The sequence below is a fragment of the Paenibacillus riograndensis SBR5 genome, from assembly GCF_000981585.1.
GTDB lineage: Bacteria > Bacillota > Bacilli > Paenibacillales > Paenibacillaceae > Paenibacillus_AQ > Paenibacillus_AQ riograndensis.
In genome coordinates this window covers 4,454,950-4,477,109 of sequence record NZ_LN831776.1, presented here as the reverse complement: position 1 = coordinate 4,477,109, position 22,160 = coordinate 4,454,950, and the positions used below count along the sequence as shown (strand labels likewise).

Annotated in this window: 20 protein-coding genes; 17 read left to right on the top strand and 3 right to left on the bottom strand. The window is 52.7% G+C overall.

Going from position 1 to position 22,160, the window contains the following annotated elements:
• Nucleotides 1-19 precede the first annotated feature (19 nt).
• The 14 genes from PRIO_RS18860 (at nt 20) to PRIO_RS18795 (ending at nt 16,776) form a co-directional block, all read left to right on the top strand.
• On the top strand, nt 20-805 hold the full coding sequence (locus PRIO_RS18860; RefSeq protein WP_020431161.1) for an HAD family hydrolase: 786 nt from the start codon (nt 20-22) through the stop codon (nt 803-805).
• Between the two features lie 204 nt (nt 806-1,009).
• Nucleotides 1,010-1,432: a FixH family protein gene (locus tag PRIO_RS18855; RefSeq protein WP_231869717.1), complete on the top strand. Its 423-nt coding sequence runs from the start codon at nt 1,010-1,012 to the stop codon at nt 1,430-1,432.
• A 185-nt stretch (nt 1,433-1,617) separates the two neighbouring features.
• On the top strand, nt 1,618-4,995 hold the full coding sequence (gene metH, locus PRIO_RS18850; RefSeq protein ID WP_407944499.1) for a methionine synthase: 3,378 nt from the start codon (nt 1,618-1,620) through the stop codon (nt 4,993-4,995).
• A gap of 199 nt (nt 4,996-5,194) precedes the next feature.
• Nucleotides 5,195-6,145 (top strand): ribonuclease Z, encoded by a 951-nt coding sequence (rnz, locus tag PRIO_RS18845; protein ID WP_020431166.1) that lies wholly within the window; start codon nt 5,195-5,197, stop codon nt 6,143-6,145.
• 307 nt (nt 6,146-6,452) lie between these two features.
• Nucleotides 6,453-7,241 carry a TIGR01457 family HAD-type hydrolase gene (locus PRIO_RS18840; RefSeq protein WP_020431168.1) on the top strand — a complete coding sequence of 263 codons (789 nt, stop codon included), beginning with the start codon at nt 6,453-6,455 and terminating at the stop codon, nt 7,239-7,241.
• 55 nt (nt 7,242-7,296) lie between these two features.
• Nucleotides 7,297-8,112 (top strand): Fpg/Nei family DNA glycosylase, encoded by an 816-nt coding sequence (locus PRIO_RS18835; RefSeq protein ID WP_020431170.1) that lies wholly within the window; start codon nt 7,297-7,299, stop codon nt 8,110-8,112.
• Nucleotides 8,102-8,965 carry a deoxyribonuclease IV gene (locus PRIO_RS18830; protein WP_046504096.1) on the top strand — a complete coding sequence of 288 codons (864 nt, stop codon included), beginning with the start codon at nt 8,102-8,104 and terminating at the stop codon, nt 8,963-8,965. The genes PRIO_RS18835 and PRIO_RS18830 overlap by 11 nt, the downstream gene beginning before the upstream one ends.
• A gap of 52 nt (nt 8,966-9,017) precedes the next feature.
• On the top strand, nt 9,018-9,341 hold the full coding sequence (locus PRIO_RS18825) for a thioredoxin family protein (RefSeq protein ID WP_020431174.1): 324 nt from the start codon (nt 9,018-9,020) through the stop codon (nt 9,339-9,341).
• Nucleotides 9,342-10,124 carry an ABC transporter ATP-binding protein gene (locus tag PRIO_RS18820; RefSeq protein WP_020431175.1) on the top strand — a complete coding sequence of 261 codons (783 nt, stop codon included), beginning with the start codon at nt 9,342-9,344 and terminating at the stop codon, nt 10,122-10,124.
• Entirely contained in the window at nt 10,121-11,188 is a 1,068-nt protein-coding gene (locus PRIO_RS18815; protein ID WP_020431177.1) for an SAM-dependent methyltransferase, read from the top strand. Before PRIO_RS18820 ends, PRIO_RS18815 begins: the two co-directional genes overlap by 4 nt.
• A gap of 342 nt (nt 11,189-11,530) precedes the next feature.
• The gene (locus tag PRIO_RS18810; protein WP_020431178.1) at nt 11,531-13,048 is read left to right on the top strand and encodes a serine/threonine protein kinase; all 1,518 of its coding nucleotides are present in this window, start codon (nt 11,531-11,533) and stop codon (nt 13,046-13,048) included.
• Between the two features lie 143 nt (nt 13,049-13,191).
• The gene (locus PRIO_RS18805; protein ID WP_046504093.1) at nt 13,192-14,745 is read left to right on the top strand and encodes an ABC-F family ATP-binding cassette domain-containing protein; all 1,554 of its coding nucleotides are present in this window, start codon (nt 13,192-13,194) and stop codon (nt 14,743-14,745) included.
• A gap of 82 nt (nt 14,746-14,827) precedes the next feature.
• Complete coding sequence (locus PRIO_RS18800; RefSeq protein ID WP_039790438.1) at nt 14,828-15,889, top strand: ThiF family adenylyltransferase; 1,062 nt, start codon at nt 14,828-14,830, stop codon at nt 15,887-15,889.
• A 128-nt stretch (nt 15,890-16,017) separates the two neighbouring features.
• Nucleotides 16,018-16,776, top strand: a complete 759-nt coding sequence (locus PRIO_RS18795) for a response regulator transcription factor (RefSeq protein WP_020431181.1) — start codon at nt 16,018-16,020, stop codon at nt 16,774-16,776.
• 61 nt (nt 16,777-16,837) lie between these two features.
• On the opposite strand, the gene PRIO_RS18790 is transcribed toward PRIO_RS18795, so the two are convergent.
• The gene (locus PRIO_RS18790) at nt 16,838-17,344 is read right to left on the bottom strand and encodes a C40 family peptidase (RefSeq protein WP_020431182.1); all 507 of its coding nucleotides are present in this window, start codon (nt 17,342-17,344) and stop codon (nt 16,838-16,840) included.
• Between the two features lie 276 nt (nt 17,345-17,620).
• Complete coding sequence (locus PRIO_RS18785; RefSeq protein ID WP_020431183.1) at nt 17,621-18,262, bottom strand: thiamine diphosphokinase; 642 nt, start codon at nt 18,260-18,262, stop codon at nt 17,621-17,623.
• 159 nt (nt 18,263-18,421) lie between these two features.
• Here PRIO_RS18785 and PRIO_RS18780 point away from each other — a divergent pair, with 159 nt between their 5' ends.
• A complete protein-coding gene (locus PRIO_RS18780; protein ID WP_046507136.1) occupies nt 18,422-18,886 on the top strand; it encodes a low molecular weight protein-tyrosine-phosphatase in 465 nt (154 codons plus the stop codon).
• A 151-nt stretch (nt 18,887-19,037) separates the two neighbouring features.
• Here PRIO_RS18780 and PRIO_RS18775 read toward each other — a convergent pair whose 3' ends face one another.
• Entirely contained in the window at nt 19,038-19,769 is a 732-nt protein-coding gene (locus PRIO_RS18775) for an alpha/beta hydrolase (protein WP_020431185.1), read from the bottom strand.
• A 265-nt stretch (nt 19,770-20,034) separates the two neighbouring features.
• On the opposite strand from PRIO_RS18775, the gene pdhA reads away from it, so the two are divergent.
• Both pdhA and PRIO_RS18765 read left to right on the top strand, forming a co-directional pair.
• The gene (pdhA, locus tag PRIO_RS18770; protein ID WP_020431186.1) at nt 20,035-21,102 is read left to right on the top strand and encodes a pyruvate dehydrogenase (acetyl-transferring) E1 component subunit alpha; all 1,068 of its coding nucleotides are present in this window, start codon (nt 20,035-20,037) and stop codon (nt 21,100-21,102) included.
• Nucleotides 21,103-21,117: 15 nt separating this feature from the next.
• Complete coding sequence (locus PRIO_RS18765) at nt 21,118-22,095, top strand: alpha-ketoacid dehydrogenase subunit beta (RefSeq protein WP_039836761.1); 978 nt, start codon at nt 21,118-21,120, stop codon at nt 22,093-22,095.
• Nucleotides 22,096-22,160 lie beyond the last annotated feature (65 nt).

Here is a 22,160-nt window from a genome sequence, read left to right as displayed (position 1 = left end):
AGGGAGAGGGAGAACTACAATGCCGATTTCAGCCGTACTCTTTGACCTTGATGACACACTGCTCTGGGATGAGCGGAGCGTAGAAGAAGCATTCCGCTATGCCAGTGAAGCAGCAGGAGACTCCGTCGATCCCCGGGAGCTGGAAGCAGCGGTCCGCAGGGAAGCAAGGAATCTGTATGAATCATATGAGACATTTCCGTTCACCAAGCTGATAGGAATCAACCCTTTTGAAGCGTTGTGGGGAAATTTTACGGCCGGTGAACAGCTTGAATTCCGTCAAATGGAGCAGCTTGCCCCTGTCTACCGCAAGGAATCCTGGCGCCGCGGACTGGCCGCGCTGGGTGTGGAGGATGAAGCTCTTGCCGAAACGCTGGCGGCTAAGTTTGCCGCAGAACGCCGCAGCCGTCCGTATATATATGAAGAAACACTGCAAGTGCTGGATGAGCTGAAGGGGAAAGTGAAGCTGCTGCTCCTGACGAACGGTTGTCCGGCATTGCAGCAGGAAAAGCTTGACGGAGTTCCGGAGCTGGTTCCTTACTTTGACCATGTGGTGATTTCGGGGAACTTTGGCAAAGGCAAGCCGGACAAAGGAATCTTCACACATGCCATGAATCTGCTGGATATTACCCCCGAGGAAGGAATTATGGTGGGTGACAAACTGACAACCGATATCCTTGGCGGACTTGGAGCAGGCTTGACAACCGTATGGATTAACCGCACCGGCAAAGCATCCGACCCGGAGATTACACCGGATTATCAGATTGGACATCTCAGCGAGCTCCTGCCGCTTGTAGAAACTTTATAGCACCTCTTCCAAGAAGCCGTATCCTGATTTGGGATGCGGCTATTTTTATCGAAAAAAGATTTGTATGTGATCATTATCACGGTATAGTGCGGAAATATGGGTTTCTTTACTGATAATTCGAATATTATGTGTATAATAGATAAGAATGCTTCACAAGATGTCAGCATTATCATGAAATCTACCATTAACCTGGGAGGACTCCAAATGTTGAAACCAAGGAAACTGACTGCGTTGTTATCGTTAATCATAGCGGCAACTCTTTCTGGCTGCTCTGGTGGCAATGGGGATATGAATCATATGCATGCTGAGTCAAATATGTCCATGGAGCCTATAAAAGTAGAACTGTCCTGGAGTCCTCTGCAGGTTGCAGCGGGCCAGAAGGTGGTCTTTGAGGCGCTGGTTACACAAAACGGCCAACCGGTGGATGATGCGAAAGAAGTTCTTTTTGAAATCGTCAGCAACAATAATACAGAGTCAAAGCTTGAATTCACAGGCGAGTCATCAGGGGATGGTATATATAAAGCTGAAGGAACGATAGATGCCGAGGGGGAGTTTACTGTGACTTCCCATGTAACAGCACGGACACAGCATTCCATGCCCAGCAAAAAGCTAGTGGTTCAGCCCTAATTAGATAGAAACCTGGACGGAATCTGCCGTCAGCAATTACAGATAAAGCAGAGAGGAAAGGAAGGCTTTTCGAAATCCTTTAATTCTGCTAAACTTACTCTAATGTTTTACTGGGGGGATAGAGAGTGGCTAAATTCACACTTGCTGAAAGCTTACAGCAGCGCATACTGATTCTTGACGGAGCAATGGGAACGATGATTCAACAGGTGCCGCTAACCGGTGCCGATTTTGGCGGGGAGGAGCTTGACGGCTGCAATGAAATGCTGGTCCTTACCCGGCCTGAGCTAATACAGGGCATCCACGAGAAATATCTCGAAGCCGGTGCGGATTTAATTGAGACCAACACTTTCGGTGCTACCTCTGTTGTACTGGCTGAATATGATATTCCGCAGCGGGCGCGTGAGATTAATCTCGAAGCAGCCAGACTTGCAAGGAATGCTGTAGACAAATATGACACACCTGACCGGCCCCGCTATGTGATTGGAGCTATGGGCCCGACAACGAAGACCCTCTCAGTAACAGGAGGAGTCACCTTCCAGGAGCTTGTGCAGAGTTATGAGGAGCAGGCAGCTGCGCTGATCGACGGCAAAGTAGACGCACTGCTGCTCGAAACGTCCCAGGACACCCTGAATGTGAAGGCGGGAAGCATAGGTATCCGCAATGCTTTTGAACGTTCGGGTATTACCCTTCCGGTTATGATATCGGGGACAATTGAGCCTATGGGGACTACGCTTGCCGGCCAGAACATTGAAGCCTTTTACATTTCGCTTGAGCACCTGAAGCCGATCTCCATCGGCCTCAATTGTGCGACCGGACCGGAGTTTATGCGCGATCATATCCGTTCCCTCTCGGCGATCTCCTCCGCAGCGGTGAGCTGCTATCCGAATGCGGGACTGCCTGATGAGAACGGCAATTATCATGAGTCGCCGGATTCGCTTGCCCGCAAGCTTGCGGGATTTGCGGAGAAGGGCTGGCTGAATATTGCCGGAGGCTGCTGCGGGACAACGCCGGATCATATCCGCGCAATGGCTGAGGTGTTGGCGGAATATCCGCCCCGGGGACTCGACGGGCAGCATCCGCCTGCGCTTTCGGGGATAGAACCTGTATATATCGAGAGCGACAACCGCCCTTACATGGTCGGTGAACGCACGAATGTGCTCGGCTCGCGGAAGTTCAAACGGCTGATCGTGGAAGGCAAATATGAGGAGGCCTCTGAAATCGCCCGGGCCCAGGTGAAGAACGGTGCGCAGGTGATTGACGTCTGTGTGCAGGACCCTGACCGCGATGAGAGTGCAGATATCACGAAGTTTCTGGAGCTGGTAGTCAAAAAGGTCAAAGTTCCGCTAATGATTGATACCACCGATCCGAAGGTGATTGATCTGGCGCTGCAGTACAGCCAGGGTAAAGCAATCATTAACTCCATTAACCTTGAAGATGGCGAAGAGAAGTTCGAGCTGGTCACACCATTGATTCATAAGTATGGCGCGGCGATTGTTGTGGGGACCATTGACGAGTCAGGGCAGGCTATAAAAGCTGCAGATAAGCTGAATGTTGCCAAACGTTCTTATGAACTGCTGGTTAATAAATATGGACTAGCCCCGGAGGACCTGATTTTTGATACGCTGGTATTCCCGGTAGGTACCGGGGATGAGCAATATATCGGCTCCGCCAAGGAGACAATTGACGGTATCCGGCTGATCAAGGAAGCACTTCCTGAAGTGCATACGATTCTGGGCATCAGCAACGTTTCGTTTGGTCTGCCTGAGGCGGGGCGCGAGGTTCTTAACTCCGTGTTCCTCTATGAATGCACCAAAGCCGGACTGGATTATGCCATTGTGAATACCGAGAAGGTAGAACGCTATGCTTCCATTCCTGAACAAGAACGTTATCTGGCCGAGCAGCTGATCTATAATACGAATGATGATACACTCTCCGCCTTTGTAGCCGCTTTTCGCGGTAAGAAGGTGGAGAAGAAAGAGAAGATCTCCAATCTCTCTCTGGAAGAGCGCCTCGCATCCTATGTGGTGGAGGGGACAAAGGAAGGTTTGATCCCTGATCTCAACGAGGCTCTAACCAAGTCAGGACCGCTTGAGATCATTAACGGTCCGCTGATGGCGGGAATGTCCGAAGTCGGAAGGCTGTTCAACAACAATGAGCTGATTGTAGCGGAGGTGCTGCAAAGCGCTGAAGTGATGAAGGCGTCAGTCAGCCATCTGGAGCAGTTCATGCAGAAAGATGAAACCTCGGTTAAGGGCAAGATCATGCTGGCAACCGTTAAGGGCGATGTACATGACATCGGCAAAAATCTGGTGGAGATCATTCTCTCCAATAATGGTTACGAGATTATCAATTTGGGTATAAAAGTACCACCGGAGAGTATCATCGAAGCATTCCGGCGGGAAAAAGCCGATGCGATCGGGCTGTCCGGCCTGCTTGTGAAGTCGGCCCAGCAGATGGTGCTGACTGCCCAGGATTTGCGCACCGCCGGTATCGATGTGCCGATCATGGTTGGCGGTGCGGCGTTGACCCGCAAGTTCACCAAGACGCGTATCCGTCCGGAATATGACGGGCTGGTGCTCTATGCCAAAGATGCCATGGACGGTCTGGATATCGCCAACCGGCTGATGAATCCGGAGGAACGGGTCAAGATCGAAGAAGAGGTTCGCCTCGAAGCGGAGGCCGCTGTAGCTGTCGCTCCGCAGCAGGAGCTTCCAGTGCTGACCAGAGCCGTCCGTTCGAAGATTTCGCCGGATGCGCCTGTGTTTACACCTCCCGATCTGGAACGGCATGTCCTGCGCAATTATCCGCTCGGGCATATCATCCCCTATGTGAATATGCAGATGCTGCTGGGTCATCATCTTGGACTGAAGGGCTCCGTGGAAGCCCAGCTTGCCGCCGGTGACCCGCGCACAGTCGAACTGAAGGAGACTGTGGATGAAATTCTCCATCATGCCATGCTGGAGGGGACGATGACTCCGCATGCCATGTATCAATTTTTCCCGGCGCAATCCAAGGGGAATGATATTCTTATCTATGATCCGCAGGATACAGCCACGGTACTTCATACCTTCACGTTCCCGCGCCAGAATGTTGAGCCATATCTATGTCTGGCTGACTTCCTGAAATCCGTGGACAGCGGAATTATGGATTATGTCGGCTTCCTGGTAGTGACTGCCGGTCACGGTATACGTGAAATGTCAGCCGAGCTGAGGGATAAAGGCGATTATCTCCGCTCCCATGCCCTGCAGGCGGTGGCGCTGGAGGTCGCAGAAGGTTTGGCGGAACGTGTCCATCATATGATGCGGGATACCTGGGGATTCCCGGACCCGGCGGATATGACGATGAAGCAGAGACACGGAGCCCGCTATCAGGGCATTCGTGTATCCTTTGGGTATCCGGCTTGCCCGGATCTGGAGGATCAGGGGCCGCTGTTCAAGCTGATGTCGCCCGGAGATATCGGTGTCGAGCTTACCGAAGGCTTCATGATGGAGCCGGAGGCTTCGGTGTCGGCGATGGTGTTCGCCCATCCTGAAGCGCAATATTTTAATGTGGAGAAGCAGTAAGCTTCCCTTCCCATACACTCCTTCTGTAGGGACAACATCCTTCAGAGCGGAACCTCCCGTAACCGGGAGGTTTTTTGCTGGAGCTTACAGGGGACCGAAAGATGCTTTTTTGTCCTAAAAAGGGTAAAATTCTCTTCATGAGATTCAGTTGAAGGGAACATGAATGATTCCCGGGTAAAATGAAGAGAGGAGGAGCACTATGGAAATATACTTTTTGGGTACCAATGCCGGGGTACCGACGCTGCAGCGGAATGTAACCTCGGTTGCACTCCGCCTGCTGGAAGAGCGGCGCAGCTTCTGGATGTTCGATTGCGGAGAAGGTACACAGCACCAGGTTCTCCGTTCCCCGCTGCGGCTGGGGAAGCTGGAGAAGCTATTCATTACCCATCTGCACGGTGACCACCTGTTCGGCTTGCCGGGTCTATTGTCCAGCCGCGGGTATCAGGGCGGCACCGGCCCGCTCACTGTGTATGGACCGCCTGGTCTCAAAGCCTATCTGGACATCTCCTTGTCCGTCAGCCAGTCCCGCATTCCTTACCCGCTGGAGATTGTTGAGCATAGCGGGGGACTTATCTTCGAGGATGACGGCTTTAAGGTGGAGGCCGGACTGCTGGAGCACCGGATTGACAGCTACGGCTACCGGGTGACGGAGAAAGACAGCCCCGGCAATCTGAATAAGGAGCTGCTGCTGAGCTTTGGTCTGAAGCCGGGGCCGCTCTATGGCCTTTTGAAAAAAGGGCAGGATGTAACGACCGAGGAAGGCGTTCTGATCCGCGCAGCGGAGGTGGTCAATGCTCCAAAGCGTGGACGGATTGTAACTGTGCTGGGCGATACCAGACCCTGCCAAGGGACCTTGCCGCTTGCATTGGATGCAGATCTGATTATCCATGAGGCGACCTTTGGCCATGATCTGAAGGAGATGGCTCATCAATATCATCACAGCACAGCCCGGCAGGCCGCTGAGCTGGCGCGTGATGCAGGAGGGCGTGAACTGCTGCTTACCCACTTCAGTTCTCGTTATACTACGCAGGAAGAGCTGCTTCCGCTGCTGGCGGAGGCGCAGGAAATCTTTCCGCAGACATTGCTGGCCGAGGAATTCTGCACCTTTCCCGTGTACCGGAGAACGCCGGGAAATGACCCGGGAAAGTGAATTATTTTCCGGGAAAGCGCAGGAAATGACAGGGGCATGCCAAAAAAAGACGGCCCCGTCAGGGGTTCGCTAGCTTTCGACGAAGTGTGTTAAATTTAAAGGATTAGCTGGATGAAAAAGCAACGAAGCAGTAGAGAAATTGGCGAAAAATCAACGGTGTCTGCCCGTCGAGAAATGAGCATGAAGCCGGCAATAATTGATGAGCAGGTCATGGGCATTTTCCTGGGATAACTGCTGGTGAATAAATTTAATATCAATAATAATTAATGTGATTAAAAGAAAATCCGCTGTAATGGGGGCGAACACAATGGACCATGTTGGAGGATTGTTGATCGATTTGGATGGAACTCTATATCATGGAGGCCGGATGATTCAAGGGGCAGATCTGCTTGTCGCCGCACTGCGTACGGCAGGGATTCCTTTTATGTTCGTAACGAACAATTCTTCGCGGACCCCGGCGAGTGTGGCGGCGCATCTGTGCGCAATGGGCATCGAAGCAGAAGCTCAGGAGGTGTGCACTTCATCATTGGCTGCAGCCCGCTACATCGCCGGGGAATCGCCGGGAGCAACCGTGGCGATACTTGGGGAAGAGGGATTGATTCAGGCTTGCCGCGAAGCCGGACTCCGTTTGGTGAGCGAAGCACCGGAATATGTTGTACAAGGCATTGACCGGTCTTTTACATACGATTCCCTGGCAATGGCTTCCCGCTGGGTCCGCGAGGGGGCGAAGTTTGTACTGACGAATCCGGACCTGATGCTTCCTTCCGATGACGGTGTCATGCCAGGAGCAGGTTCACTGGGAGCTGCAATTGAAGCGGCAAGCGGGATTCCGCCCGTTGTCATCGGCAAACCCGAAGCGCATCTCATTGCGTATGCTACATCGCTGATGGGGATTGATCCGGGCGAGGCCGTTGTGGTCGGGGACAACATGCGGACAGACATTTCCGCAGGAGCCCGTGCAGGCTGCCGGACCATTCTGGTATTGACCGGGCTGACTACAAGGGATAATCTGGAGGACTATCAGCGCCTGACCGGAGTGGAGCCGGATGAAATTTGTGCTGATTTAGCTGAACTTATGGTAACACTCGGTGTATAATGTCAAAGGTGTGCTGTTTACTTATCTATGATACCTTCGAAGGGAAGATGCCAATATGCCGGAATTGCCGGAAATGGAGAATTACCGAAAGCTGCTCAGCCAGCATCTTATAAATGTTCCGATTACGGGCGTAACCGTAAACCGGGAGAAAACCATCAACATGGAGACCCCGGAATTCACCCAAGCTCTCCTTGGCGCACGCATTGTATTTGTGGAGCGCCGTGCCAAGCATATCCTGTTCCATCTTCACGATGGCCGCAGGCTGCTGCTGCATCTGATGCTGGGCGGATTGCTGTTTTACGGTACGGAGGCAGAGCGGCCTGAGCGCTCTACACAGGTTGAGCTTGCTTTTGGAGATCATATCCTGTATTTCATGGGATTGCGACTTGGATATCTTCATCTGCTGTCCGTCAAGGAAGGCGAGGCGGCAATGGGCAAGCTGGGACCGGAGCTGCTGGACCGCCGCATGACTCCTGAACGCTTCGCGGGTCTGCTGAAAGGGCGCCGTGGCGCACTGAAGAGCCTGATGGTCAACCAGCAGGTGATGGCGGGGATCGGCAACTGTTATGCGGATGAAATTGCTTTTGAGGCCGGGCTCCTGCCGACGACGCTGGTGCAGAACCTGACGCCGGAAGCAGTGGCACGGCTGTATGACAGTGTCCGCAAGGTGCTGACAGAGGCCACTGAAACCGGCGGGTATATGGAAATGCCGTTCATGACCGGAGATACAGTTACCGGTTCTTATAATGATAAGTGTAAAGTGTACGACCGTGAAGGCGAACCTTGCCTGCGCTGTGGGGGAACGATTGTCAAAATAGAGCTGTCCGGCCGTAAAGTGTTTTATTGCCCGGACTGCCAGCATGACGAGTAGTCCCAAAATCGGGGCACATGTCAGCATTCGCGGCGGATACGGGCAGGCTGCCCGGTTCGCCTGGGAGAGCGGTGCGACATGTTTTCAATATTTTCCAAAGAATCCGCGCAGTTTGCGCGTGAAGCCGCTCGACCGGCGGGATGCCGCCAGTTGTGCCGCTTTTTGCCGGGAGAAGGGAATGGTGTCCATTGCGCATACCCCTTATCCCACTAATCTGGCAGCGGCCAGTGAAGGGGCGACACCCCGGCCGGTAATGGTGGCATCGCTGCTCAACGACCTGGAGATTGCCGAAGCCTGCGGTTCGCTGGGCATTGTGGTTCATTTTGGACATTTCTCCGGGACCGAGCCATTGCAAGGCTACCAAAATATTATACAATGTATAAATGATACGCTGAAAGGCTGGGACGGGCAGGCCAAGCTCCTGATAGAAAACCAGGCCGGCAATCACGGCAAGGAAGGCATGACACTGGAAGAGCTGGTCAAAATCCGTGAGCTCAGCCGTTATCCGGAGAAAATCGGGTTTTGCCTGGACACCTGCCATGCGTTCTCCGCCGGAATATGGAACCCGCAGCATACGGGGGAATTCCTGCAGCGTGGGGAATCGCTTGGCTACTGGCCGCATCTTACGGCCGTACATCTGAACGATTCCATGTATGCGTTCGGCTTGCGCAAGGACAGGCATGCCCAGATCGGCAAAGGCTGTATCGGTGACGCGGGCTTGCGGACGCTGCTGACTGCGAAACCTTTTGGCCGGACGGCTATTGCCTTGGAGACCGGGAAGGGACCCGACGGAACACACCGGCAGGAAATTGCCGCAGTACGCAAATGGTATGAAGCAGAGGTGCAGCTATGATCAGCCTGTTCATATCCGGACTTCTGGAGATTGCCGACAAGGGGGGCAGGCGATGAAGGAGATGAATCAGCAGGAACTGCTGGAGGCGCTGGAGCGGAAGGGGGAGCCGCTGGTGGTATTTTTCTATACTCCGCTGTGCGGAACCTGTAAAGCTGCCCGCCGGATGCTGGAGGTCGCAGAGCATCTGCTGCCGAAAGAGCTGTTGATCGCTGCAGGCAACGTGAACATGCTGCCAATGCTGGTGAATACTTACCGGATCTCCAGTGTGCCTGCATTGCTGGTTGCCCCCGCAGACCGGAGCAAGGCTCCACACATTTATTATTCAATGGGCTCTGTGGAACGGGTGCTGGACTACATAAGGAGTGTGACCTCATAAATGATATCTTTACAACATCTGACCCTTCGCAGGGAGCAAAGCCTGATTCTGGACGATGTGTCGCTGGAAATGAAGCAAGGCGAAAACTGGGTGATTCTGGGCCGCAACGGCTCAGGCAAAACAACATTGCTGGAGATGATGACCGGCTACCTGTTTCCGAGCAAGGGTTCCGTCGAGGTGCTTGGTTATAAATACGGCCAGTGTGATCTGCGCGAAGTGCGCAAGGAGATCGGCTATATCGGACCGTCATTGATGGAAAAGCTATCGCTGACCGATCCCGTTTGGGAGGTTGTCGCTACGGGTGCCTACGCCTACCTGCGTTTCTACCAGGATATTCCGCGTGCCGTTCACGATCAGGCGATCCGGCTGCTGGAGGACATGAATCTTGGGGAGTTGGCTTACCATCCGTTTGGAACCTTGTCTCAAGGGGAACGCAAAAAGGCGATGCTGGCACGCTGCCTGATGGCTGAGCCGAAGCTGCTCATCCTGGATGAGCCCTGCGCCGGACTTGACCTGTATGAACGCGAAAAGATGCTGGCGGAGATTGACAAGCTGAAGCAGCGTGATGTATCTGTTGTATATGTCACACATCATGTTGAAGAGATTGTGCCGCTGTTTACGCATGTGGCTCTGATCCGGGACGGCAAGCTGGCCGGCTCCGGTCCCAAAGAAGAAGTGCTGACGAAAGAAATGATCTTGGCTACCTATGATATTCCAGCTGATATTGAATGGGATAGCGGTCGTCCCTGGATTAAAATAAGACCTGGAGGCTCAATCCTTTGAACGATTTTACTGAAGCAACTCCCGGGCAGGCCTCTGCCCCGGAAGGAAAAGCATATTCGCGGTATATTTGCACCGCTAACCACGGTTTTGCTCCATATGCACAGGAGGAGCTCCGCCGCCTGTTCGGTGCGGTGAAGAGCACGCTATTACTGCCGGGCGAAATTTTCCTGGCCACACTTGAAGCGGAGCCTGAAGAAGTGTCGCGGGTATTGGCCGGCCAGCCGCCGATCTTCCTGCGGCATATTCAGCCGGTGCAGTTTCAGGACCAGGGGGACCTGTCTGCGCTGGACCGGCTGGCTGTCTACCTGAGCCGGCGCAGCGGGCTTGAAGGTGAGAAGGTGGCGCTGCATGTCCGCAAAGGCCACAGCTCCTTCTGGCCGGACAGTCCGGGGGAGCTGCGCGAATGGCTTCAGGAGCGGCTGCAGGACCTGGGCGCTGAGTTCACCGTCCAGGACCCGGCCTGGGTCATTTCCGTTTATGCGGACGGCGGGGCGCTGTATGCGGGTGTATCCCGTCCAGAGGAAAATCTGTCAAGCTGGAATGGAGGCATGATCCGCTTCCGCAAAGAGGATGGACAGATATCCCGGGCGAAGTTCAAGCTGATGGAGGCGGAAAAGGAGTTCGCGATTCCGTTCTGCAGCTTCCGGAATGCTGTGGATATCGGTGCCTCTCCCGGCGGCTGGACCTCGTTTCTGCTGGAGCGGGGGCTTAAGGTGACTGCCGTGGACCCGGCGCTCATGCACGAGTCGCTCCGCAAGAATCCTGGGCTGAAGATCCTGCGCAAAAATGCCGGAGACGTGAAATTCCAGGATAATGAATTTGACCTGCTCGTCTGCGATATGAGCTGGAGCCCCAAGCTGATGGCCAAGCTGGTCACCGGGCTGCTGCACAGTCTGTCGCCCGGTGGAACGGCTATTGTCACTGTGAAGCTGATGCATAAGAAGCCGATGGCGGTAATCAAGGAAATTATCGCTATGTTCGAGAGTGAACGGATGCAAATTCAGCGGGCCAAGCAGTTGTTCCACAACCGGGACGAAATCACCCTTTATATGATTAAATATTAAGTATATAGAACGAAATTTGAAAAACTCAAAAGGGAAAAGGGATGGAGGGGAAGTTTGGAACTGGAGGAGCGAATGCGTCCGCCTTTGTCTGCGGATTTCCACCGCGAAGAGCGGTAATAATCAAGAAATCTGCAGACAACAGCGGCCGGAAGTCCAAACATTCTCCGGAGTCCCGACGAAGTCCCTAATGTAAAGATCTTAAGTTCACTCTTTATATATAAATCTTTGCCGACGGGAAAGCATCCCGTTATCCGCGCAGCCGGTTATGCCGCTGTTTGCATGGATAACGGGGAGCTTTCCCTTTTTTTGTTTGTAGCAGATCAGAGAATGGAGGAGTAGAAAATGAATTTTGAAACAAAGCTCAGGGCTGGAATGATACTAGGGGACAGATACAGAATTGCCCGTAAAATCGGAATAGGGGGAATGAGCCATGTTTTTCTCGCGGAGGATTTGCGTCTGCCGGGGAAATGCTGGGCGGTGAAGGAGAGTATCGATAGAGAGGGGTCCTATGGGGATATCCAAGCGGAGGCCGAGCTGCTGATATCGCTGAGCCATCCGCTGCTGCCGGGAGTTGTTGATTTTTTCCCGCCGGACGGGGAGGGGTATTGCTATCTCGTGATGGATTATATCGAGGGTGTCACGTTAAGCGAATATCTTCTGGCGAACCCCGGGCCGCTGCCGGCGATCCGAATCCTTCGTTATGCCAAGCAGCTGCTGAATGTGCTGCAATACTTGCACGGACATCATCCGCCCATTGTTCACCGCGACATGAAGCCCGGGAATATCATGCTGACCGGCTGCGATGAGCTGAAGCTGATTGATCTGGGCATCGCGCGCAGGCTTCGAAAAGGCGGGAATGAGGACACCGAAAAACTCGGGACAGCAGGGTTTGCCGCTCCGGAGCAGTATGGAGGAGGGCAAAGCGAGCCTGCCTCCGATCTCTATGGTTTGGGAGCTCTGCTGCTGTATATGGCAACAGGGGGCCAATTCAGCCGCTGGCAGCCCGGACTGGAGGATAAGCTGCGGCGAACCGGACTGCCGGATGCGCTGATTCCTGTGATCCGGCGCTTGCTGCGGCAGCATCCTGAAGAGAGGTATCCAAGTGCGGAAGCTGTCCTGCTTGCATTGGAGCCGATTGAAGTACAAGCTGAGCGGATATCCGGCACCAAATATAAGCTGAGCCCTTCTGCCGCACACCCTCCCAAACGGAAACCGGCGGTGGTTGCCCTGCTTGGGACGGCTCCGGGTCTGGGCACAACCCATACTTCTTTGGCCGCGGGCAGCTGCCTGTCCCGGTCCGGTGCTGCCGCCTGGGTGGATTATAATCCTGCTTCCGCTGTATATGATCGAATCTGCAATCTGCTGGACAGGCCAGAAGAAGTCCGTGCCCATGGAGCCGGCGGGAGCCCCGTGGCGTGGAAAGGGGTCCACTACTATAAGCGACCGCCTGAAGGGGATATTAGCTCCCTGCTGAGAGAATCGTACCGTTATGTGATTCTTGATTTAGGTACAGGCGGCTATGCGGGGGCGGTTGATGAGTTTGCGGCCAGTGATATCCCGCTGCTCGTGGCTTCCGGCGCAGACTGGCGGCTGGAGGACACCCTGCATTGGCTAGCCCGCAGCGGGCTGGCGCCCCAGCCGAACTGGAGGATCTGCCTGCCGCTCTCCGGCCAGGCCGCTGCCGGTCTGCTGGGAGCCGCCTTGGGTGGCATTACGGTACATATCTTGCCGTATCAGCAGGACCCATTTCAGCAAAAGGGCAGGCTGACTGAAACACTTGAACGGCTGCTGAAGGAACAAACAACGGGACGGATGTTTGCAAAGCGTAGTGTTTTTTTTCAGAAAAAGCTGAAAAACTAACCGTTTTTTCGCCGGGTCTGGCTTTTTTAAGCATATTCCTGTTTCAGGGTGGCGCTTACATGTGCTAGAATGAATCATTGTATGTGCATGTAGGAATGATTACCGCTACATTTAGAATATAGACAGGAGCCTATGGAGAATTTATGAGTTTACTTACAGTAGAAGACGTTTCGCATAACTTCGGAGACCGGCAGCTGTTCAAGAATGTATCCTTCCGGCTGTTGGCCGGAGAACATGTAGGACTGGTAGGAGCGAATGGCGTCGGCAAGTCTACGCTGATGAATATTTTGACCGGCAAGCTGCTTAAGGACAGCGGCAGAGTGGAATGGACCCCGAAAGTCCGCTATGGCTATCTGGATCAGCATACGCTTCTTACCCCCGGCAAAACTATACGAGACGTACTGAAGGATGCCTTCCTGCCGCTGCTTGAGCTTGAGAATGAAATGATGGCCATTACCGGGAAAATGGGTGAGGCTGATCCTGAGGAGCTTGAGCTGCTGCTGGAGCAGATGGGTGAAATCCAGGAACAGCTGGATATCGGTGATTTCTATCTGATTGATGTCAAGGTAGAAGAAATGGGCAACGGCCTCGGTTTGTCGGCGATTGGACTAGACCGTGATGTATCGACATTAAGCGGCGGACAGCGCACAAAAGTCCTGCTGGCCAAGCTGCTGCTGGAGAAGCCCAATGTATTGCTGCTGGATGAGCCTACTAACTATCTCGATGTGGAGCATTTTGACTGGCTGACGAACTATCTGAAGCAGTATCCGTATGCCTTCATCCTGATTTCCCATGATACTGAATTTATGAATAAAGTCGTCGGTGTGGTCTATCATCTGGAGTTTGCCAAGCTGACCCGTTATACAGCGAACTATGAGCGGTTCCTGGAAATGGCTGATATGAACAAAATTCAGCATATCGACGCTTATGAAAAACAGCAGGAGTTCATCAAAAAGCAGGAGGATTTCATCCAGCGCAACAAAGCGCGTGCCTCCACATCAGGGCGGGCCAAGAGCCGTGAAAAGCAGCTTGACCGGATGGAGCGGATTGACCGGCCTGAGGAAGCTGCGAAGCCTTCTTTCTCGTTCAAGGAAAGCCGGGCCAGCGGCAAAACGGTGTTTGAAGGCCTGGACTTCGAGATTGGCTATGACCGGCCGCTGCTGCCGAAGCTGAATATGACGATTGAGCGCGGCGAGAAAATTGCCATTGTCGGCTGCAACGGGATAGGCAAATCCACTTTGCTGAAGACCATTCTTGGTGTAATCCCTGCTTACAGCGGTAAAACCTATCTTGGCGACTACCTGAATGCCGCCTACTTCCAGCAGGAGGTTAAGGCTGCGAATCTCACGCCCATCGACGATGTATGGAATGAGTTCTCCAGTCTGAACCAGCATGAGGTGCGTGCCCATCTGGCCCGCTGCGGCCTAAAAAACGAGCATATCACCCGTCCGCTGAGCATGCTGAGCGGGGGCGAACAGGCCAAAGTGCGCCTCTGCAAGCTGATGATGCGCGAGAGCAACTGGATTCTGTTCGATGAGCCTACCAACCACTTGGACGTAGTGGCCAAGGCGGAGTTGAAACGGGCGCTGCAGGCATACAAAGGCACGATTCTGCTGGTTTCCCACGAACCCGATTTCTATGAAGATTGGGTCACCAAGGTGTGGGATGTGGAGCAGTGGTCGGCACAGACCGTTTAGTATGGGCTGAAGCCGGAGAAGAGCGGCCCCATGCCTCTCCTCTCGGGCTTTAAATATATGGGGGTGCCTTGAAATGAGCCAGATGGAAAAGGAAGAAGCTGCAGCTGCCCGGGAGCGCGGGCGGGACGGCCGCTATTCGCGCCAGGTAAGATTCACCCCGTTTGGAGCGGAAGGGCAGGCCGGGCTTGCCCAATCGACCGTGCTCATCATCGGAGTGGGGGCCCTGGGGACAGGGATTGCCGAGACGCTGGCCCGCTGCGGCACAGGTCGCATTATCCTGGCGGACCGCGATTATGTGGAGTGGAGCAATCTCCAGCGCCAGCAGCTTTATACGGAAGAGGACGCCCGGCAGCGCATGCCGAAGGCCGCAGCGGCCAAGGCGAGGCTGGAGAGCATCAACTCGGAAATTACGATTGAAGCCCGGGTGCTGGATGTGCGCGCCGAAGAACTGGAGAGCCTTCTTCCGGGTGTGGATCTTATCATGGATGGCACAGATAATTTTGACACCCGGCTGATTATTAACGATATGGCCCAGAAGCACGGCATACCCTGGATATATGGAGCCTGTGTCGGAAGTTATGGCATAACCTTTACGATTCTGCCGGGCGAAACGCCATGTCTGAACTGTCTGCTCGGTGCTGTGCCGCTTGGCGGAGACACCTGTGACACAGCAGGCATCCTGCCCCAGGCTGTGCAGCTGGTGACTGCGAATGCTACTGCAGAGGCGCTCAAGCTGCTTGGGGGCCGCCCGGAGCAGCTCAGGGGCAAGCTGCTGTCGTTCGATGTATGGCGCAATGAGCATCAGGAGATCGGCGTCAAGGCCGCCAAAAAGGACAGCTGTCCTTCCTGCGGCAGCCATCCGGTTTATCCGTATCTGACGGCGGCCAATACAGAGCGCAGTGATGTATTGTGCGGCAGGGATACCGTGCAAATCCGTCCCGCGCAGCGCCGCCAGCTGAATCTGCAGGAAACGGCTGCAAGGCTTGCAGGGCTCGGCAGCGGCAAGGTCGAGAGCAACCCGTATTTAGTATCTTTTACGGAAGAGCCTTACCGGATGGTCGTTTTTGGAGATGGACGGGCCTTGATTCATGGAACCAGTGATATTGCAGCTGCCCGCAGCTTTTATCACCGGTATTTTGGCTAATATAAATCATTCAAAATGTTTCAGGCCAATTGGGACCATTCCCCGGAATGGTCTTTTTGCATTAGGGGAACAATAAGCCCATTCTGCAGCAGCATGGCTGCAAGGCTGATTGGATGCGGGGGATCACCGTGAATGAGATTATTGCTTGGTTTATACCCCGGCAGCCCGCCGATGTCCGTGAAACCCTGGAAGCGAGCCGGGAAAGGGAAGAACGAATGAAGCTGCAACAGGCGCTGCAGGAGCTTGGCGTCCAAACGGCAATAAGCGAAGATCTCGAGGATCTTCGCTTACTGCTGTCCAGAGTGGAGCCTGCACTGCTGATTGCGGACCTGAATCATGCTGCAGCGTGGGCTGGATGGAGTTTGGTATCGGATCTGAGGGAACAGGGGAAACGGCTTACCGTAATGGTGCTCTCGGATGGCAGGTATGGCGAGGAGGCGGCAGCGGCTTTTGAGGCGGGTGGCAATGAGTATATGGTAAAGCCCGTACATACCGGTGAGTTCAAATGCAGAGTGGATAATCTAATGAGACTTACAGGCCGCCGCCGCGGCCTTTCATCTCTGCTGAAGGTAGATGGCCTGGTCCTTGATCCTACGCGCAGGCTGGTCCAGCGGGATGGGAACGAGCTGAAGATGACGCCCAAAGAGTTTGACCTGCTCTATTATCTGGCAATGCATCTGGGGGAGGTCTGTCCCCGGGAAGAGATTCTAAAGCAGGTTTGGGATTATCATTTTCATCCGGACACCAATGTAGTCGATGTCTATATCAGACATATCCGGCTAAAGGTGGACAAAGGCCATAAGAATAAATTGATTCATACGGTACGCGGAATCGGGTATGTACTGCGCGCGCCCGAAGGCGCGCCACATGCTGACACTATACTCTGAACCATGCAGGCCGCTTTTTTGAACCGCTGTAAAAGATCTGAAAGGGGTCTCTTACGAGCTGTTACAGTACGCGGCGTGCTTTCAGATAGGTTCTTTTCCAGTTGCCGGAGTTAAGATCGGAGATGGTTACACCCGGCGAGCCGTAAGTGTGAAGAATTTTACCATTTCCAATATAGACGGCCACGTGAGTTACATTTGAACCGTTAGCTCTGCTGCCGCTGGAGAAGAATACCAGATCGCCGACCTTCAAATTCGCTTTGGACACGGATTTTCCGACTTTGGATTGTGCTGAAGAAGTGCGGGGCAGGTTCACACCGTATTTGCCGAAAATATATTTGGTGAATGAGGAGCAGTCAAAAGTACGGGTTGATGAAGTAGGTGCCCCGAACTCATAACGCACGCCCATATATTTTTTACCGAGATTCACAATTTGTTGTCCTGTAGAGGAGGACACGGATGCGGCAGCAACCGGTGTTGTGCCGGCTCCAGTAGCCATCAGAGTGCTCAGGCCGATCGTGGTGCACATCCCTACTACAATTGCCTGCTTAAACCATTGCTGTTTCTTCATGTTGTAATTCCTCCTAATTAATATCTAAATGTCTATCTTCTTGCCTGTTCGTAGTATAGCAGGTTATGAATCTCCTATATTTTGGAGCATAGGGCTTAAAGCCGGGCGGGGACTGAACTGGAAACGCTTTATTAAAATCTCATTAAAAGTTACAAAATATTAATATTTTTAAGCATTTGCAAGTCAAAAAAAGCCGGAAAAGCCCCGTGGAGCAAGGGGATTCCCGGCTTTACACTTTTGAAACAAAGGTTACAGTGCTGTCTTCAAATGTATGTATCAATCCTTGCTTTGAATAATCAGGAGCAGTCCGCTTTCGATAGAGACCGTTCCTCGTTCTGCCGTCAGAATGTTGCTCACGCCGAGAGATTGCCCCAGTTTCAGAGTGGCACCTGTCAGCGGATATTGAAAGCCTTCAAGCGTAATGCCAGTCACTTCGGGTGTCAGCGGCAGCAGGGAAACATAGGTATATCCCAAGTCATGAATCTCTGTTTGGGAGCCGGTCAGTGTAATGTAGTTATGTGTATCCATCACCGAGCAGTGTACCTGGCGCTGAAGCGCTCTTGTCATCATTTGAATACTGGCGAGGGTGTGGTCAATCCGTGTTCCCGTCACTCCGAACAGCAGAATGGATTCCGGCTGGGTTCCGAGTGCCAGATCCAGCGCCATTTCACTGTCTGTTAAATCCTTGTCAACGGGATCGCAGGTGATGGTTTTTTTACTTCCCGCCTCGATTTGGTGAAGAGCCTCCGGAGGGACGGAATCGAAATCACCCACTGAAATATCCGGCTCAACCCCATGCGTAATCAGGAATAATGCTCCCCGGTCTGCTCCGATTACAAAATCCTCTTCATCTAATAGAGACAAGTACTCCGCCGACAGGTCTCCCCCGGCAAAAATAACAACCCGTTTGGTTGGCATTGGAACCTCCTTAATTGGTGACTGTATAGTTAGTTTTCCAAAGACCAAGTATAATGCAGATCGAAAAGTTGTACAATTGCGCCCCGCCGCGCTAAAATAAACACAGTACATATTATGTACATATAGGAAAAATAAAAAACGTTGCCGGAGGTGAGAAGAATCGTTAACGTGCTGTTTGTATGTCTGGGCAATATTTGCCGCTCGCCGATGGCTGAGGCTGTTCTTCGCCATAAGATCCTGAAGCTGGGATTGTCAGAACAAATCGCTGTAGATTCGGCGGGTACCGGGGACTGGCATGTTGGCAAAGGGCCGCATGAGGGAACCCGGCGTATTCTTGATCAGCAGGGAATCAGCTACGAGAATATGAAGGCGCGTCTTGTGAGCAGTGATGATTTCAGGGACTTTGATTATATAATCTGTATGGACCAGTCCAACGGAGAGAATGTGCGCAAAATTCCCGGCGGCCGGAACGCGGACCTGCTGTTTTTCATGGACCTGCTGCCTGAGGAGGAGCTGAGGGAAGTGCCTGACCCTTATTTTACCGGGAATTTCGAGGAAGTCTACCGGCTGATCTCTGCCGGCTGTGATGTGCTGCTGAATCGGATCATTAAGGAAAAGCTCTAGAAGAATACTTGTGGTCGTGCAAGGCGGATAAGAAGCCGTCCTTAAAAATAAAGGACGGGCACCTTGTGCCCATCCGTTATGAAAGCGCGAACATGCAGGAAAGATACATACGTCCTTAGGATGTTCACTTTTTTTATCTTTCAAAGCTGTTTTATTTGTTTAAGAAATAGAGTAGCGATTCCGGCAGCTCCTTCTGCCAGAATCCCCAGAGATGGCGGCCGTCTTTCTCCCGGTAAGAAACGGTTGCCCCGCGTGACTCCAGCAGCGACCTGGTATCCCGGTTCATCTGCACAAAATCGTAGACGTCTGTATCGGTGGTATATTCAGTTTCCTGCAGTCCAACCACCATGTTGATATCCAGCCAGGAGAGATCTTCTTCCTGTGCAAGGATTTCGCGTGTCTGCGGATAATAGGCGCCAGAAAGGCTCAGTACACGGCTGAACAGGTTGGGGTAGGCCAACGCGAGATGCAGCGAGACACTGCCGCCAAGCGAATCCCCTGCGATAATCCGTTCCTCCCGTGTGCGGCGGACCGGATAATTATGTTCAATGAAGGGAATAATCTCTTCGGCAAAGCATGAAAGGTACTGCTTGAACCGGTTCCCGAAGGGGGCGTATTCTTGAGTGCGCACAGCTACATTTACTTCAACGCCTACTATAATGAAGGGTTCAATATCCTGCTCCAGGATCAGCTGGCCGGCAAGGGTTGCGATCCGGCCGAAGTTGAAAAATTCTTCTCCGTCCTGGCAGTAGACCACAGGGTAACTCAGAACCTCATTATAACCGGGCGGAAGATAAATTCGCAGTTTGCGCTCTTCCTGGAGATGCTCGCTCCACAAAGTTTGTTTCACAATTGTACGTTTCAGAAAAACAGGCTCGTTCATCGCTCAATCGTCACCTTTCTTGTCGGATTTTGCATTAGTCTTCGGGTTGCGTTAAAATTACCCAAGCAGTAGATGTGTTAAATATCATTTACTTGCTGAATAAATGCCTATCTGTTATAGGATATTTCTAATCCTGTTATACATACAAAATTTATGGAAACATAAATTTTATGCGTATTTCTTTGACGAAACAGATAAAACAGGTGTATAATAATTCTATAACAGAGGACACTGATATTCAAATTTTTTTATTGAGGTGAAGATGATGACTAAAGTTCCTTACGAAGTGTACACAGAGGACGTGGAGGCCCTTTCGGTGCTTTCCCCCGACGGAGAAGTTATCAATAAGGATAAAATGCCTGCACTTACCGACGATCAACTGAAAGAACTTATGTATCGTATGGTGTTTACCCGGACTTGGGATGACCGGGCCGTTAATCTGGGCCGTCAAGGCCGCCTGGGTTTCTATGCGCCGGTGTCCGGCCAGGAAGCCACTATGATCGGCAGTGAATTTGCGCTTCAGAAGGAAGATTTTGTCTGCCCGGGTTACCGTGATATTCCACAGCTGGTGTGGCATGGACTTCCATTATACCAGGCTTTCCTATATTCACGCGGCCATCAGCATGGCGGACAGATTCCAGAAGGTGTTAATGTGCTTATGCCGCAGATTATCATCGGCGCGCAGATTTTGCACGCTACAGGGATTGCAATGGGCTTCAAGCTGAAGAAACAGCAGAATGTTGCCATCACCTACACTGGTGACGGGGGTTCCTCCGAAGGCGACTTCTACGAAGGCCTGAACTTTGCCGGACGCTTCAAACTGCCGGTAATCTTCTTCGTACAAAATAATGGCTATGCCATTACTACACCGTTTGCGAAACAGACCGCTGCCAAGTCGATCGCCCACAAAGCGGTTGCAGCAGGTATTCCCGGCATCAAGATTGACGGCATGGACGTTTTCGCTGTTATCTCCGCTGTTCAAGAAGCTGCAGAACGCGCCCGCAAAGGTGAAGGCGCTACGCTGATTGAAGCTGTAACTTACCGTTTCCGTCCGCATTCCCTGTCCGATGACGCCAGCAAATACCGTTCTAAGGAAGAAGAAGGCCAGTGGAACGAGAAGGACCCGATTGCCCGTCTTGCCAAGTATTTGGAGAAGAAGGGCCTCTGGACCGAGGAAGACACGCTGCGTGTCAGAGAAGAAGCGAAGGCTACTGTGAACGAACAGATCAAGAAAGCAGAGCAAACCGAAAAAATGACCGTTCCCGGCTTGATCGACAGCATGTTTGAGGTAACTCCGAAACATCTGGAAGAACAAAAAGCCGATTTTGAATAAGGGGGATATCAGGCAATGGCACAAATGAATATGAAAGAAGCAATTCGTGACGCAATGCGCGTTGAACTGAACCGTGACCCGGGCGTTCTGATCTTCGGGGAAGACGTTGGTAACGTTGGTGGCGTATTCCGTGTAACGGAAGGCCTGCAGAAAGAATTTGGCGAGGATCGCGTATTTGATACTCCGCTGGCTGAATCCGCAATCGGCGGTCTGGCTTTTGGTCTGGGGGTTCAAGGCTTCCGTCCAATTGCCGAAATCCAGTTCGTTGGTTTTATCTTTGAGGCACTTGACCAAATCGTCGTTCAGGCAGCCCGTCTGCGCTGGCGTTCCGGGGGCAGATTCAATGCTCCTGTAGTGTTCCGCACTCCATTTGGCGGCGGCGTCAAAGCGGCTGAGCTTCACACTGATTCCCTGGAAGGGCTAATCGCCCAAAGCCCGGGGATCAAGGTAGTCATTCCTTCCAATCCATACGATGCCAAGGGACTGCTGATCGCGTCAATCCGTGACAATGACCCTGTATTCTTTATGGAGCATTTGAACCTCTATCATGCATTCCGCGCAGAAGTGCCGGAAGGTGAATATACCGTTGAGCTGGGCAAAGCCAATGTGGTCCGCGAAGGCTCCGACGTCTCGATCATCACTTACGGTCTGATGGTACATACTGCTACCAAAGCGGCCGAACAGCTTGAGAAAGACGGCATCAAAGCCGAAATTATCGACCTGCGCACGGTCAGCCCGATTGACATCGACACCATTGTCGCTTCCGTGAAGAAGACGAACCGCGCCATTGTGGTTCAGGAAGCGCAGAAGAGCTCCGGTGTAGCCGCTGAGGTTATCGCACAAATCAATGAAAAGGCTATTCTCCATCTCGAAGCTCCGGTGCTTCGCGTTGCAGGTCCTGATACCGTTTATCCGTTCGCGCAAATCGAGGATACCTGGATTCCTACCCCTGCACGTGTAATCGCAGCTGTGAAGAAAGTAATGGAATTCTAAGAATACTTCTGCAGCCGTCCTTATGTAAGGGCGGCAGTGCTCATAAACTTTTAGGAGGTCATTAA